General features: G+C 69.2%; 12 protein-coding genes. 1 reads left to right on the plus strand and 11 read right to left on the minus strand.

Annotated features, from left to right (window positions below):
* The first annotated feature begins 126 nt into the window (after window positions 1-126).
* Window positions 127-2,283, plus strand: coding sequence for an alpha/beta fold hydrolase (locus ACWD0A_RS22525; RefSeq protein ID WP_451300700.1), 2,157 nt, complete (start codon window positions 127-129; stop codon window positions 2,281-2,283).
* A 28-nt stretch (window positions 2,284-2,311) separates the two neighbouring features.
* On the opposite strand, the gene ACWD0A_RS22530 is transcribed toward ACWD0A_RS22525, so the two are convergent.
* The 11 genes from ACWD0A_RS22530 to ACWD0A_RS22580 all read right to left on the minus strand — a co-directional run bounded on the left by ACWD0A_RS22530 (window position 2,312) and on the right by ACWD0A_RS22580 (window position 15,514).
* Window positions 2,312-3,403: a hypothetical protein gene (locus ACWD0A_RS22530; RefSeq protein WP_451300702.1), complete on the minus strand. Its 1,092-nt coding sequence runs from the start codon at window positions 3,401-3,403 to the stop codon at window positions 2,312-2,314.
* Window positions 3,404-3,683: 280 nt separating this feature from the next.
* The gene (locus tag ACWD0A_RS22535; RefSeq protein ID WP_451300704.1) at window positions 3,684-4,754 is read right to left on the minus strand and encodes an ABC transporter ATP-binding protein; all 1,071 of its coding nucleotides are present in this window, start codon (window positions 4,752-4,754) and stop codon (window positions 3,684-3,686) included.
* The gene (locus ACWD0A_RS22540; protein WP_451300775.1) at window positions 4,747-5,718 is read right to left on the minus strand and encodes an ABC transporter ATP-binding protein; all 972 of its coding nucleotides are present in this window, start codon (window positions 5,716-5,718) and stop codon (window positions 4,747-4,749) included. The genes ACWD0A_RS22535 and ACWD0A_RS22540 overlap by 8 nt, the downstream gene beginning before the upstream one ends.
* Before the next feature lie 51 nt (window positions 5,719-5,769).
* Window positions 5,770-6,750: an ABC transporter permease gene (locus ACWD0A_RS22545; RefSeq protein ID WP_451300706.1), complete on the minus strand. Its 981-nt coding sequence runs from the start codon at window positions 6,748-6,750 to the stop codon at window positions 5,770-5,772.
* Window positions 6,743-7,666, minus strand: a complete 924-nt coding sequence (locus tag ACWD0A_RS22550) for an ABC transporter permease (protein ID WP_307713580.1) — start codon at window positions 7,664-7,666, stop codon at window positions 6,743-6,745. Before ACWD0A_RS22550 ends, ACWD0A_RS22545 begins: the two co-directional genes overlap by 8 nt.
* A gap of 76 nt (window positions 7,667-7,742) precedes the next feature.
* A complete protein-coding gene (locus tag ACWD0A_RS22555; RefSeq protein ID WP_451300708.1) occupies window positions 7,743-9,371 on the minus strand; it encodes a peptide ABC transporter substrate-binding protein in 1,629 nt (542 codons plus the stop codon).
* A 267-nt stretch (window positions 9,372-9,638) separates the two neighbouring features.
* Entirely contained in the window at window positions 9,639-10,790 is a 1,152-nt protein-coding gene (locus ACWD0A_RS22560; RefSeq protein WP_451300710.1) for an ABC transporter ATP-binding protein, read from the minus strand.
* Window positions 10,783-11,832, minus strand: coding sequence for an ABC transporter ATP-binding protein (locus ACWD0A_RS22565; protein WP_451300777.1), 1,050 nt, complete (start codon window positions 11,830-11,832; stop codon window positions 10,783-10,785). Before ACWD0A_RS22565 ends, ACWD0A_RS22560 begins: the two co-directional genes overlap by 8 nt.
* Window positions 11,833-11,864: 32 nt before the next feature.
* Entirely contained in the window at window positions 11,865-12,836 is a 972-nt protein-coding gene (locus ACWD0A_RS22570; protein WP_451300712.1) for an ABC transporter permease, read from the minus strand.
* On the minus strand, window positions 12,829-13,758 hold the full coding sequence (locus ACWD0A_RS22575) for an ABC transporter permease (RefSeq protein WP_451300714.1): 930 nt from the start codon (window positions 13,756-13,758) through the stop codon (window positions 12,829-12,831). The genes ACWD0A_RS22570 and ACWD0A_RS22575 overlap by 8 nt, the downstream gene beginning before the upstream one ends.
* 139 nt (window positions 13,759-13,897) lie before the next feature.
* Window positions 13,898-15,514, minus strand: coding sequence for a peptide ABC transporter substrate-binding protein (locus ACWD0A_RS22580; RefSeq protein ID WP_451300716.1), 1,617 nt, complete (start codon window positions 15,512-15,514; stop codon window positions 13,898-13,900).
* Between the last annotated feature and the right edge of the window lie 173 nt (window positions 15,515-15,687).

The raw sequence follows: 15,687 nt of genomic DNA on the forward strand, positions 1-15,687 counted from the left end.
CATGTGCCGGGGAGTTCATACCCACCTTGCGCTCCGGATCATAACTATCCGTGCCCACGCATCGATCGGTGCACGGCAGCACACGGGGGCGCACACGCGCGGCCCCGGTGCCATAGGTTCGGTGCCATGACAGCGACGCAGCAGCTCTCCTTTCCGCGTCAGTCGGCGCGGACCCAGCGCTTCACGCTCGGCGCTCCCCGGTCCTTCACCGTTTCGCCGGACGGCTCGCGGGTGGTCTTCCTGCGGTCGGCGTCCGGCACGGACCGGACCGGCCTGCTCTGGGTGCTCGACCTCGACGGCGCCGCCCCCGCGGAACGGCCGGCCGCCGACCCGCGCGACCTTCTCGGCGGCTCCGCGGAGCATCTGTCGCCCGAGGAGCGGGCGCGGCGTGAACGCAGCCGTGAGGGGTCGGCGGGCATCGTCGGTTACGCGGTGGACCAAGCGGTCGAGTTGGCGGCGTTCGCCCTGTCCGGGCGGCTGTTCACGGCAGAGCTGCGCGCCGGGACCGCGCGCGAACTGACCGGCCCGGGGCCGGTGATCGACCCTCGGCCCTCCCCCGACGGACGGCACATCGCCTACGTCGCGCGGGGCGCGCTGCGGGTGACGGGCGCCGAGGGCGAGGGGGACCGCGCGCTGGCCGAACCGGAGGACCGGAATGTCACCTGGGGTCTGGCCGAGTTCATCGCCGCCGAGGAGATGGGGCGTTCACGCGGCTTCTGGTGGTCGCCCGAGTCCGACCGGCTGCTCGTGGCCCGCGCCGACGACCGGGAGGTGCGGCGCTGGTGGATCGCGGACCCGGCGCATCCGGACCGGGAACCGGCGAAGGTCGCGTACCCGGCGGCCGGGACGCCCAACGCCGAGGTCCGGCTGTACTTCGTCACCTTGGACGGCCTGCGCACCGAGGTCTCGTGGGACCGGGTCCGCTATCCGTACCTCGCGCGCGTGCACTGGTCGGCCTCCGGCCCGCCGCTGCTGCTCGTGCAGTCGCGCGACCAGTGCACGCAGCTGCACCTGGCGGTCGACCCGGAGACGGGAGGCACGCGGACGGTGCACGTGGACGAGGATCCGGCGTGGCTGGAACTGTTCCCCGGCGTGCCCGCGTGGGCGCCCGAGTCGTCGTACGCGCACGGTTTCGGCGGCGGAAGGCTGGTGCGGATCGCCGACGAGGGCGGCGCGCGGGTGCTCGCGGTGGGCGACCGGGTGCTGACGGGGGCCCAGTTGCAGCTGCGCGCCGTGCTCGACATCGACGAGAACGATGTCCTCGTGTCGGCGGCGGCGGGCGAGGAGGCCGCGGATCCGGAGATCGGCGAGATCCACGTGTACCGGGTCAACGAGTTGGGGGTGGAGCGCGTCTCGGACGGGCCGGGCGTGCATGCGGCCGTCCGCTCCGGCGGGGTCACGGTCCTCGCGTCCTCGGTCACCGGGGCGAGCGGCACGAGCGTGCGCGTGCTGCGGGACGGCAAGCAGGTCGCGGAGGTCGTGTCGTACGCGGAGCGGCCGGTGCTCACGGCCCGCCCGCGGCTCGTCGAGGCGGGCGAGCACCGGATTCCGTGCGCGGTGCTGCTGCCGTCCGGTTACCGGGAGTCGGACGGTCCGCTGCCGGTGCTGCTCGATCCGTACGGCGGGCCGCACGGCCAGCGGGTGCTGGCCGCGCACAACCCGCACCTGACCTCGCAGTGGTTCGCCGATCACGGCTTCGCGGTGATCGTCGCGGACGGGCGGGGCGCGCCGGGCCGCTCCCCCGCCTGGGAGAAGGCGGTCAAGAACGCGTTCACACTGACGCTCGACGACCAGATCGAGGCGCTGCACGCGCTGGCCGGATCGCATCCGCTGGACCTGGACCGGGTGGCCATCCGCGGCTGGTCGTACGGCGGTTACCTGGCGGCCATGGCGGTGCTGCGCCGCCCGGACGTCTTCCACGCGGCGGTGTCGGGCGCGCCGGTGACGGACCTGCGGCTGTACGACACGCACTACACGGAGCGCTACCTGGGCGACCCGGCCGCACAGCCCGAGGTGTACGGCGCCAACTCCCTGGTCGGCGACGACGGTCTGACGGTGGCCGAGACGCCGCACCGCCCGCTGATGATCATCCATGGTCTGGCGGACGACAACGTGGTGGTGGCCCACAGCCTGCGGTTGTCGTCGGCGCTGCTGGCCGCGGGCCGCCCGCACGAGGTGCTGCCCCTCACGGGAGTGACGCACATGACCCCGCAGGAGCAGATCGCGGAGAACCTGCTGCTGCTCCAGGTGGACTTCCTGAAGCGGTCGCTGGGCCTCGCCTGACGGCGTTCTGCCCGGCCGCCGTCCCCGTCTACCGGTCCCGGGGCGTGGACGGCGGCCGGGTCGGCGCGTGCGGTCCGGCGGGACCGGGAGGGGCGCCGCCGGGGTGCGGGTAGCCGTAGCCGCCGGGAGGTGGCGGCGGGTACGCGGGCGGCGCGGCGGGGCCCGCGAACGCCTCCTCCTCGCCGCGCCGCAGCAGCGCCACGAGCAGCGCTATGCCCGCTGCCGACTCGAACAGCCAGGTGGCGACGAGCAGTTGGTTCTCGAGACCAAGGGCGCCGAACCGGTCGAACAGCTCCTGCCGCAGGATGAACTCCAGCCCCACCGCGCCGTCGGCCGCGAGCAGGGCGGCCGCGACCGCACCCAGCGTCCTGGTGTGCACGGCCTGGACGAGCCCGCCCGCGCCCGCGACCAGCGCGAGGGCGGCGACCAGAACGGCCAGCCATGCCGACGGTGTCTCCAGCAGCCGTACCGGCGTCCCTTCACCACCGGTGAAGCGGTCGAGGTAGGCGTCGGCACCCGCCGTGTACGCCCAGCGGACCTGCCATGCGGCCGTCACCGCGCCGGCCGTGCCCAGCAGCAGGAAGGCGAGAACGGCGACCGTCCGCGTGGGCCTGGCGGGCGTGCGCGGATGCGCGGCGCCCGGGGCGCGCCGTGGCGAGTGGGCCTGGTCGTCGGCGTGGGCGCCGGCGGGCCTGCGTCCGGCGGCGGCCGTGATGAGGAGTCCGACGCCGAGCCCCAGCGCTGCGAGGGCGCTGCACAGCGCCCGGGTGCGCAGTTCGTCGGCGGCCGGGGGGTCCGTGGAGGAGGCGGTGAGCACCCACAGGGACGGCAGCCGGACGCCCAGGGTGACGACTGCGGTGGCCACGAGTGCGGAGGCCGCGACCGTCGAGCGCGGTACGGACACGGCCACCGCCGCGTACACCAGCAGCAGCGCCGGATCGACGATCGTGGTGGTCAGAGGGGCGGCGGCCCCGCCGCGTACCTCTCCCGTCCAGAACCGCCACAGGTCGACGGGGTCCCCGGCGGTCGTCAGATCTCGCAGGATCCACGCTCCGACGATCAGCGCGAGCAGGGCGACGAGCACCGCTCCCGTGATCCGAGCCCCCCTCGTAAGCGTCACGTCCACGATCCTGCAGCGGCCCCGGAAGGCGGACAAGGGCACGCGGGGCCCACGCGGGACATGGCCGGAAACGGGCGGGTGGCCGGCCGGGGCCACATGACGAGGCCCCGGCCGGCCCAACGGCACCCGCACGGCCGTACGCTGTTCAGCGTGACGCGTTCGTATATCGGAGTTGCGACAGTCAAGTTGCCTGTGTGTTAACGAATTTAGTGGGCATTCCTCATGCTTTGCGCCCCGCTCTGACGGCCTGTCAAGAACTGCGGCGGGAGCTGGAGAGAGGTCAGGGGGACGTGTGGAGCGTCGCCCCGCCACCGTCCGGCTGGTCCCCGCCCGGCACCACATGCCGTTCCTCCGCGAAGTGGCACGCCGACGGATGCTGTACGGGCCCCTTGGCGGTCCGCAGGTGGGCGGGCACGGCGAGCAGCGGCACCTCCCGTGCGCAGCGCTCCTGTGCCTTCCAGCACCGGGTGCGGAACCGGCAGCCCGAGGGGATGTTGGTCGGTGACGGCACGTCCCCGGTCAGGATGATCCTCTCCCGGTGCTCGCGCGCCTCGGGGTCGGGGACGGGGACGGCCGAGAGCAACGCCTGGGTGTACGGGTGGGTGGGGTGGTCGTAGATCTCGGCGTCCTTGCCGATCTCCACCACGCGCCCGAGGTACATCACGCCGACCCGGTCGGAGATGTGGCGCACGATCGACAGGTCGTGGGCGATGAAGACGTAGCTCAGCGAGAACTCGCTCTGCAGCCTGTCCAGCAGGTTGACGACCTGCGCCTGCACCGACACGTCCAGGGCGGAGACCGGCTCGTCGGCCACGATGATCTCGGGCCGGAGCGCGAGCCCGCGTGCGATGCCGATGCGCTGGCGCTGGCCGCCGGAGAACTGGTGCGGATAGCGGTTGACGAACTCCGGGTTGAGCCCGACGACGTCCAGCAGTTCCTGCACCTTCTGCCGGCGGGAGCCCTTCGGCGCGACCTCGGGGTGGATCTCGTACGGCTCGCCGATGATGTCACCGACGGTCATGCGCGGGTTGAGCGAGGTGTACGGGTCCTGGAAGACCATCTGGATGTTGCGGCGCACGGCCTTGAGCGCGCGCCCCGACAGCCTGGTGACGTCCTCGCCCCTGTACCGGATCGAGCCGGCCGTGGGCCGCTCCAGGTGGACGAGCATCCTGGCGAGCGTGGACTTGCCGCAGCCCGACTCCCCCACGATGCCGAGCGTCTCGCCCGCCAGCAGGTCGAGGTCGACGCCGTCGACCGCCTTGACCGCGCCGACCTGCTTCTTGAACAGGACGCCGCGCGTGAGCGGGTAGTGCTTGTACAGGTCGCGGACCTCCAGGATCGCCTCAGCCATGGAGGGCCTCCTCCCAGAAGTGGCACGCGCTCCCGCGTTCCTCGTTCACCTCGTACAGCGGCGGCTCGTCGGTGCGGCACACATCCCGGGCGAGCGGGCACCGCGGGTGGAAGGCGCAGCCGGGCGGGATGTGCATCAGGTTCGGCGGCAGACCCTTGATCGCGTAGAGCTCCTGGCCCTTCCGGTCCAGGCGCGGGATCGACTCCAGCAGACCCCTCGTGTACGGGTGGGCGGGCGCCTTGTAGATGTCGTGGACGGGGGCGGTCTCGACGATCCGGCCCGCGTACATCACGGCGATCCTGTCGGCGACGTCGGCGACGACGCCGAGGTCGTGGGTGATCAGTATCAGGCCCATGCCGAGCTCGCGCTGGAGCTCGGCGAGCAGGTCCATCACCTGCGCCTGCACGGTGACGTCGAGGGCGGTCGTCGGCTCGTCGGCGATGATCAGGTCCGGCTCCAGGGAGAGCGCCATCGCGATCATGATGCGCTGACGCATGCCGCCGGAGAACTGGTGGGGGTACTGGCCGACGCGTTCCTTCGCGGCCGGGATGCGCACCCGGTCCATCAGCTCGATCGCCTTGGCCTTCGCGTCCTTGCGGGACATGCCCCGGTGCACGACGAACATCTCGCCGAGTTGGTCGCCGACGCTGAGGACGGGATTCAGCGAGGAGAGCGCGTCCTGGAAGATCATGGCCATCTCGGCGCCCCTGACCGTCCGCCGCTCGTCCTCCCCCAGCTTCAGCAGGTCCCGCCCCTTGAAGAGGATCTCGCCGCCCGCGATCCTGCCGGGCGGCGTGTCGAGGATCCCCATGACGGCCTGGGCGGTGACCGACTTGCCGGAGCCGGACTCGCCGAGGACGGCGAGCGTCTCACCGGCAAAGACCGTGCAGTCGACGCCGTTGACGGCCTTGGCGACCCCGTCGCGGGTGCGGAACTCGACGTGCAGGCCCCGTACGTCGAGCAGCGGCCCCGACTCGGCCGGCGCGGCTGATGTGACGGACACGGCGGACACCTCCTAACGCAGCTTGGGGTCGAGGGCGTCGCGCACCGCGTCGCCGAGCATGATGAACGCCAGCACGGTGACCGCCAGCGCCCCGGCGGGCCAGAGCATCATGTGCGGGGCGTTGCGGATGTAGGGGGACGCCGAGGAGATGTCGATGCCCCAGGAGACGGTCGGCGGCTTCAGCCCGGCGCCGAGGTAGGAGAGCGTCGCCTCCAGTGCGATGTAGGTGCCGAGGGCGATCGTGGCGACGACGATCACGGGCGCGACGGCGTTGGGCGCGATGTGCCGCAGCAGCATGCGGGTGTTGGACGCGCCGAGCGCCCTCGCGGCCTGGACGTAGTCGTTCTGCTTGGCGGTGATGACGGAGCCGCGGGCGATACGCGAGATCTGCGGCCAGCCGAGCAGCACCATGAAGCCGACGACGGGCCACACGGTGGTCGAGCGGACGACGGACAGCAGGACGAGGCCGCCGAGCACGACGGGGATGCCGAAGAAGATGTCGGTGAGCCGGGACAGGATGGCGTCCCAGAACCCGCCGAAGAACCCGGCGAGCGCTCCCAGCACGGAGCCGAGCAGCGCGACCCCGAGCGTGGCGCAGACGCCGACGGTGACCGAGGTCCGCGCGCCGTAGACGGTCCGCGTGTACACGTCGCAGCCCTGCCCGTTGAAGCCGAAGGGGTGGCCGGGCTGGGAGCCCTCCTGGGCCTTGGCGAGATCGCATGTGAGCGGATTGCCGGAGGCGATCAGCGAGGGCCACAGGGAGATGACGATCAGGAAGAGGATCACCAGGGCGGAGACGACGAAGACCGGGTTGCGCCGCAGATCGCGCCAGGCGTCGGACCACAGGCTGCGCGGCTTGCCGGACGGCCCCGCGCCGAGCGGGCCGCCCGGTGTCCTCTCCAGGGTCTCGCCCTCGCTCATCGCGAGGTCGGTCCCGCCGCCCGCTCCGGTGGACGCGATGGCGTTGTCGTCGAAGGGCTGCTGCTCAGGCATACCGGATCCTCGGGTCGAGAACGGCGTACAGGAGGTCGACGAGCAGGTTCGCCAGCAGGAAGACGATGACGAGCACGGTCACGAAGCCGACGACGGTCTGCGTGTTCTGGCGGAGGATCCCCTGGTAGAGCTGGTAGCCGACGCCGTGGATGTTGAAGATGCGCTCGGTGACGATGGCACCGCCCATCAGGGCGCCGACGTCCGTGCCGATGAAGGTGACGACCGGGATCAGCGAGTTGCGCAGCAGATGACGGCGGATGACCCTCCCCCGGGGAAGGCCCTTCGCCTTGGCGGTACGGACGTAGTCGGAGCGCGAGTTCTCGGCGATCGAGGTCCGGGTGAGACGGGTGACGTACGCGAGGGAGACCGAGGCGAGCACCAGGCCGGGCACGATCAGTTCGTCGAGGCGTGCGTCGGAGGACACGGACGGGTCGATGACGGCCCATTTGATGCCGAGCACCAGCTGGACGATCAGACCGGTGACGAAGGTGGGCACGGCGATGACCACCAGGGTGGTCAGCAGGACGCCGGTGTCCACGGGGCGGCCTCGGCGCAGCCCGGTGACGACGCCGAGGGTGATGCCGATGAGGATCTCGAAGAAGATGGCCACGAGGGTCAGCCGGATGGTGACCGGGAAGGCGTCGCCCATCAGCTCGGTGACCTTCTGCCCGTTGAACGCGGTGCCGAAGTCGCCGGTGAAGACGTTGCCCATGTAGGTCAGGTATTGCTGCCACACGGGCTTGTCGAGACCGAACTCCTTGCGCAGCCGGGCGGCCGTGGCGGGGTCGCACTGACGGTCGCCGCAGAGGCCGGCGACGGGGTCGCCCATGATGTTGACCATCAGGAAGATCAGCAGCGTGGTGCCGAAGAAGACCGGGATCATCTGCAGCAGACGCCGGATCACATAGCGTCCCATGAGGCGCTCCTGGGGTCGTCGTGGGAAGGGGGACGGCCCGGCGCGCGCGGTGCGCCGGGCCGGATGGCTTCCGCCGTCAGTTGACCGTGATCTCTTCGTAGACGGGAACGCTGAACGGGTTCAGGGCGACATTGGCGAGCCGCTCCGAGTAGCCGGCGCTGCCGTTCTGGTACCAGAGCGGGATGGCGGCCATCTCGTCCCGCACGACCTTCTCGGCCTCCTTGAAGGTCTCGACGGCCTTGGCCTGGTCGCTCTCGGCGTTGGCCCGGTCGACGAGGTCGTCGAACTTCTCGTTGGTCCACTTGCCGTCGTTGGAGGAGGCGTTGGTGTAGTAGAGCGGCTGCAGGAAGTTCTGGATCAGCGGGTAGTCCATCTGCCAGCCGGCCCGGAAGGGGCCGGGCATCTTCCGGTCGCCGATCTGGTTGCGGAAGTCCGCGAAGGTGCCGACGGGTGCGCCGACGCAGGCCCTGTCGTTCCCGAGCGCGTTGTTGACGGAGTTGCACACGGCGTCGACCCAGTCCTTGTGGGAGCCGGTGTCCGCGTTGTACGTGATCTTCACCTGACCGCCGGGGATGCCGCCGCCCTCCTGGATCAGCCTCTTCGCCGCCGCGGGGTCGTACTCGCAGGCCTCGCCGCACAGGGTGTCGTCGTAGCCGCCCTCGGCGCCCAGCACCGGGGAGGTCCAGTCCTTGGCGGGGGTGCGGGTCTTCTGGAAGATCGTGTCGGTGATCTGCTCGCGGTTGATCGCCCTCGACAGGCCGGTGCGCACCTTGGCCCCGTCAGGGGTGTTCCACGCCTTGTCGTAGAAGGGGAAGGCGAGGGTCTGGAGGATGCCCGCCGGTGTGTTGATGTACCGGTCCCCGAGGTCGGCCCGGACGTTCTTGAGCTGGGCGGCCGGGACGTCGTCGACGAGGTCGATGTTGCCCGCGATCAGATCCGTGTAAGCGGTGTTGTTGTCGGTGTAGACCATGAGGTCGATGCCGCCGTTCCTCGCCTTGTCCGGACCCTTGTAGCCGTCCCAGCGGCGCAGCTGCGCCATCGACCCCTTCTTGTAGGAGTTCAGGGTGTACGGTCCGTTGCCGATCGGCTTGGAGACCCAGGCGTCGTGGTCGTCGAAGAAGGCGCGGGGCAGCGGGGCGAAGGCCGCGTAGCCGAGAGTGTCGGGCCAGGTGGAGAACTTCTGGCTCAGCTCGACCGTGAAGCGGAAGTCGTCGACGACCTTCAGTCCGGACATCGTCTCGGCGGTGGCCTCGCCCTTCTCCGGGTGGACCCGTTCGTAGCCCTCGATGTAGCCGAAGAAGTAGGCGTTCTTCTGGTTGTTCCTGATGTGGGCGCCGTAGTTCCAGGCGTCGACGTACGACCTGGCGGTGACCTTCTCGCCGTTGCTGAAGGTCCAGCCGTCCTTGAGGGTGACCGTGAAGTTCCTCGAGTCGGTGCTCTCGATCTTCTCGGCCATCATGTCCGTGGCCGCGCCGGTCTTCGGGTCGTACCTCTTGAGACCGCGGAAGATCATGTCGAGGACCTTGCCGCCCTGCACCTCGTTGGTGTTGGCGGGCTCCAGTGGGTTCTGCGGGTCGGTCCAGGAGGACTTCACGATCCCGTCGGCGCCGCTGCCTCCGCTGTCGCTCCCACCGCCGCAACCCGTCGCCGCCAGGGCGACGACGACCGCGCATGCGGCCCACTTGGCGTGCGTGGCTCGACGCATGGGGTTCCTCCCGTGTCCTCAGCATGGCTTAGGACCGAATATCACCCCATAGCGGATCTAACGCACTTTCAGGGCGTCCGGGTGGTCGGTGTGGTCATCGGGAGGGTGACCTCCCACGTGTCGACGGCGTAGTGCGGGGACATCCCGTGCGCCTCGCACAGGGAGAGCGCCCTCGACGAGGCCGACGGCGTTCATGAGTTCGGTTCTCCCCACGCGAAGACCCCGCCCGCCGCGGTGCGGCAGACGGGGCCTCGTGTGCGCGGATGACTAGTGCACCGCGTGGACGACGTCCTTCTCCTCGGCGAAGTGGCACGCCGACTCGTGCGCGGCCGGGGAGTCCGAGCCCTGGAAGCGCTCGGGGATCGCCAGCAGCGGCACCTCGGTGGCGCACTTGTCCTGGGCCTTCCAGCAGCGGGTGCGGAAGCGGCAGCCCGACGGCGGGTTGGCCGGCGAGGGGACGTCGCCGGTGAGGATGATCCGCTCGCGGCCCTCGCGGGCCTCGGGGTCGGGCACCGGGACGGCCGACAGCAGCGCCTGGGTGTAGGGGTGCGTCGGGTGGTCGTAGATCTGCACGTCGGTGCCGATCTCGGCCATCTTGCCGAGGTACATGACGCCGACGCGGTCCGAGATGTGACGGACGATCGACAGGTCGTGCGCGATGAAGAGGTAGGACAGGTTGAACTCGTCCTGCAGCTTCTCCATCAGGTTGACGACCTGCGCCTGCACCGACACGTCCAGCGCCGAGACCGGCTCGTCGCAGATGATGATCTCGGGGTTGAGCGCGAGACCGCGGGCGATGCCGATGCGCTGGCGCTGACCGCCGGAGAACTGGTGAGGGTAGCGGTTGATGTACTCGGGGTTGAGACCCACGACGTCCAGCAGCTCCTGCACCCTGCGGCGCCGGTCGCCCTTCGGGGCCACCTCGGGGTGGATCTCGAAGGGCTCACCGATGATGTCGCCGACCGTCATCCGCGGGTTCAGCGAGGTGTACGGGTCCTGGAACACCATCTGGATGTTGCGGCGCACGGCCTTGAGCGCGCGCCCCGACAGCCTGGTGATGTCCTGGCCCTTGTAGAACACCTCGCCCGCGGTGGCGGTCTCCAGCGTCATCAGCAGCTTGGCGACCGTGGACTTGCCGCAGCCGGACTCGCCGACGATGCCGAGCGTCTCACCCTGGTAGAGGTCGAAGGAGACCCCGTCCACGGCCTTGACCGCGCCGACCTGCTTCTTGAAGAGGATGCCCTGGGTCAGCGGGAAGTGCTTGACCAGGTTGCGCACCTGGAGGATCGGCTCGCCGCGCCCGACCGGGGCCTCGATCGCCGCCACCGCCTCCTGGGTGGTGCCGGCGTCGACCGTCTCGACCTCGGTGACGTTGGGAGTCGCGTCCACGGCCTCGTCCGTCTTCCTGAGCTCAGCCATGGATCGTCTCCTTCCAGAAGTGGCACGCGCTGCCGCGGCCGGGCAGCTCGGTGCCGTCCTGCTCGGTCACCGGCGCGAGGGCCGGGATCTCGGTGCGGCAGATGTCGTCCGCCTTGGGGCAGCGCGGGTTGAAGGCGCAGCCCGCCGGGATCTTGAGCAGGTTGGGCGGCAGGCCCTTGATCGCGTACAGCTCCTGGCCCTTCTGGTCCAGGCGCGGGATCGAGTCGAGCAGACCCCGGGTGTAGGGGTGCGCCGGACGCTTGTAGAGCTCGTGCACGGGGGCGGTCTCGACGATCCGGCCCGCGTACATGACCGCGATCTTGTCCGCGACGTCGGCGACGACGCCGAGGTCGTGGGTGATCAGGATCAGACCCATGTTGTACTCGCGCTGGAGCTCGGCGAGCAGGTCCATGACCTGCGCCTGCACGGTGACGTCCAGAGCGGTGGTCGGCTCGTCGGCGATGATCAGGTCCGGCTCGAGGGCCAGGGCCATGGCGATCATGATGCGCTGGCGCATACCGCCGGAGAACTGGTGCGGGTAGTCGCCCACCCGGGCCTTGGCCGCCGGGATCTTCACCCGGTCCATCAGCTCGATGGCCTTGGCCTTGGCCTCCTTCTTGGACAGGCCCTGGTGCACCCGGAACATCTCGCCGAGCTGGTAGCCGACGGACAGCACCGGGTTCAGCGAGGACAGCGCGTCCTGGAAGATCATGGCGATCTTCCGGCCGCGGATCTTCCGGCGCTCCTCGGCGGACATGGTGAGCATGTCCCGGCCGCGGAAGAAGATCTGGCCCTGCGGGATGCGGCCGGGCGGCATGTCGAGGATGCCCATGACGGCCTGGGCCGTCACGGACTTGCCGGAGCCGGACTCGCCGAGGACGGCGAGCGTCTCGCCCGCGTCCACGCTGTAGTTGACGCCGTTCACGGCCTTGGCGACCCCGTCACGGGTGTGGAACTCCACGTGCAGGTCGCGCACTTCGAGCAGATGACCCTCGTGGTCCCCGGAACTCCGGGGCTCGGGGACGGCTGTCGTCTTGTCCAGCGGACTGTCGATACTGGTCACGTACGCCTCCCTCAGCGCATCTTCGGGTCGAGGGCGTTGCGTACCGCATCGCCGAACATGAGGAACGAGAGCACCGTGATCGAGACCATCACCGAGGGGATGATCAGCACGTACGGCGCGTTGCGCAGCTGCTCCCGGCCGCTGGAGACGTCCACGCCCCAGGAGACGGTCGGGTCGGCGAGGCCGACACCGAGGAAGGACAGCGTGGCCTCGGCCGCGATGTAGCCGCCGAGCGCGATCGTCGCGACGACGATGATCGGGGCGAGCGCGTTGGGCAGCACGTGCTTGAAGAGGATGCGCGTGGTCGAGGCGCCGAGCGCCTTGGCCGCCACGACGTAGTCGGCCTGCTTGATGGTGATGACCGCACCGCGGGCGACGCGGGCGATCTGGGTCCAGCCGAGGAAGGCCAGGGCGAGGATCACGACCCAGATGGCACGGTCGTCGAAGGTGGTGAGCACGACGAGCGCGCCCAGCAGGAACGGGATGCCCATGAAGATGTCGGTGACGCGGGACAGCAGAGTGTCGGTGATGCCGCCGAAGTAGCCGGCCAGCATGCCGACGATCGTGCCGAGGACGCTCACCAGCAGGGTGACGCCGACGCCGACGATGATCGAGGCGCGGGCGCCGTAGATGACACGCGCGTAGATGGAGCGTCCCTGGCCGTCGTAGCCGAACCAGTCGGGGGCGAAGAAGTGACCCCAGTTGGGGTGCTGCAGGTAGTGCTTCGCGAGGTCCGCGTCACGCGGCGAGGCCGAGGTGAACAGACCCGGGAACGCGGCGATCACCAGCAGCAGGACGATCAGCCCGGCCGAGATGAGGAACAGCGGGTTGCGGCGCAGGTCGCCCCAGGCGTCGGACCACAGGCTGCGCGCCTTGCCCGGCTTGGGGGCGCCCGCGACGAGCGCGGTGTCCGGGGCGGCGGCGGTGGTCGTGACCTTCTCGGTCTCGGTGGACGCCGCGGTGGCTGCGGTCTTCTCAGGCATACCGGATCCTCGGGTCCAGGACCGCGTAGAGCAGGTCGACGAGCAGGCTGCAGAGCAGGTAGACGAGGACGATCAGCGAGGCGATGCCCACGACCGTCGCGCCCTCGCGGCTGACAAGAGCCCGGAAGATGGCGTTGCCGACGCCATGCACATTGAAGATGCCCTCGGTGACGATCGCGCCGGTCATCAGGTTGCCGATGTCCGTGCCGAGGAAAGTGACCACCGGGACAAGGGAGTTGCGCATCAGGTGGACACCGACGATGCGACGGCGCGGCAGGCCCTTGGCCACCGCGGTGCGCATGTAGTCGGCTCGCAGGTTCTCCGCCATCGACGTGCGGGTCAGACGGGCCACGTAGGCCAGGGAGAGCGAGCCGAGGACGATCGCCGGCAGGAACAGGTCGCCGAAGCTCTCGGAGTCCTGCACGGTCGGGGTGATCAACTTCAACTGGAAGGCGAACAGGTACTGCATCAGGTAGCCCAGCACGAAGGAGGGCATCGAGATCAGTACGAGGGTGAGGCCGAGAAGACCGCGGTCCCGCACCGACTCCGGCTTCAGGCCGGCGACGATGCCGAGGCCGATGCCGACGACCACCGTGAAGGTGAAGGCGAAGAGCGTCAGCCGGAGGGTGACCGGGAACGCCATGCTGATGGTGTCGGCGATGGGGAGCCCGCTGCCGATCTCCGTACCGAAGTCGCCCTGCAGCAGCCCGGTGAAGTAGTTCAGGTACTGCTGCCACAGCGGCAGGTCGAGACCGAGTTCGTGCCGCTTCGCTTCGAGGATCGCCGGGTCGAACTGCTGTTCTCCCATGAGCGCTCTGACGGGGTCTCCGGGCAGCGCGTACATCATGGCGAAGATCAGAAAGGTTGACCCGATGAACACCGGGATCATCTGGAGCAGTCGTCGTGCGACGTAGCGCCCCATAGGTGCCTCCGTGAGGGGTTGAAACGCCCGGAGGCGTCCCTGAGTGCAGCAGGGCACCCCCGGACAACCGCCGCCGCCGGATGACCGACGGCGGCGGGTTATGGCCGAGTGGGGATAAGGCCCGTCAAGCGCGTGGCGCTTACTTGACGGTGACTCCGGTCAGCTCGAGGTCGCCGTGGAAGTCGACCTGGACGTTGTCGACACCCTTGCCGTGGCCACCGTTGATGCGGTAGTACCACAGCGGGATCGCCGGCATCTTCTCGAGCAGCTTCTTCTCGACCTCCTGGTAGCCCTTCACGGACTCTTCCAGGGAGTTGGCCTTGTCGGCCTCCGCCATCATCTTGTCGATCTCGGCGTCCTTGAAGCGACCGTTGTTCGCCTCGGCCTTGGAGTTGTAGAGCTCCTTGATGAAGTTCACGTTGACCGGGTAGTCGGCCACCCAGCCACCGCGGTACATCGACTTCACCTGGTCGTTGTCACGGGCCTCGAGGTCCGTGGCGAAGTCCGGCTTGGCGTCGCCGACGCAGTCGACGCCGGTCGCCTTGCGGATGGACTCGCAGACCGCGGTCACCCACTCCTTGTGGCCACCGTCGGCGTTGTACTGGATCATGATCTTGTTGCCGGGGACGCCGCCGCCCTCGGTCACCAGCTGCTTCGCCTTGGTGGGGTTGTACGTGAAGACGTCCGTGCCCAGGTCCTGGTTGCCCTTGACCTGCGGCGGCGTGAAGCTCGTCGCGGGGGTACGGGTGTTGTTCAGGACGGTCTTGGTGATCGTCTCACGGTCGATCGCCATGGACAGACCCTGGCGGACCTTGGGGTCCATCTCCTTGAACGTCGCGGTGTAGAACGCCGGGACGAGCGTCTGGATCGCCGCGTACGGCTGCTCGATGGCGCCGTCGCCCAGGTCCTGCTTGTACTTCGGCAGGTCCGTCGGGCCGACCTGGCGGATGATGTCCAGGTTGCCGGAGACGACGTCCTGGTACGCGGCCTCGACGGTCGCGTAGTTCTTGAACTGGATGCCCTTGTTCTGCGCCTTGTTCGGGCCCTGGTAGTCAGGGTTCGCGGCGACCTGGATGAGCTTCTTGTGGGTCCACTTCTCGAACTTGTACGGGCCGTTGCCGATCGGCTTCTGGCCGAACGCCTTCGGGTCGTCGTAGAAGACCTTGGGCAGCGGCGCGAACGTCGCGTAGCCGAGCTTGTAGTTGAAGTACGGGACCTTCTCGGTCAGCTCGATCGTGAAGGTGGTGTCGTCCACGACCTTCAGACCCGACATCTTGTCGGACTTCGGGTCGCCCTTCTCGGGGTGCACGTCGGCGTAGCCGGCGATGTCGCTGAACCAGAAGCTGTTCTGCTGCTGGTTCTTGACGTTGGCGTACCAGTTCCACGCGTCCACGTAGGACTGCGCGGTGACCGCCTCGCCGTTGTGGAACTTCCAGCCGGACTTGAGCTTCACGGTCCAGGTCTTGGAGTCCTTCGTCTCCACGGACTCGGCGTTCGTGTAGACGATGTTGCCCTTGGCGTCGAAGTCCAGCAGCTGGGTGAAGAGCGACTGAATCACGTACGAGCCGAGGCTCTCGTTGGTGTCCGCCGGGATCAGCGGCTTCTGCGGCTCACCGACGTCGATCGAGACGTAGCCCGCGGGCTTGCCCGAGGCGTTGTTCTTGTCCGAGCCACTGTCGCTGCCGCCACAGGCAGTTGCCGACAGGGCGACGACGATCGCACCCGCGACCCACTTGGCGCTCTTGGCACCGCGCATGGGTTCCTCCTCATGAGTCCACTTGTCACTACAAGAAGGGCACTGGAAGTTGCGCCGACACCCCTGACGACGCTGTGTCAATGCCCCGAGTGTGCTCGTGAGTCGGCGCTCCCCACAGCGCGTGACCCATTGACCCGAGCTCAATGGAGCCAACTATTAAGTACGTCCGGGCG

The sequence above is a fragment of the Streptomyces sp. NPDC002867 genome (assembly GCF_053591895.1).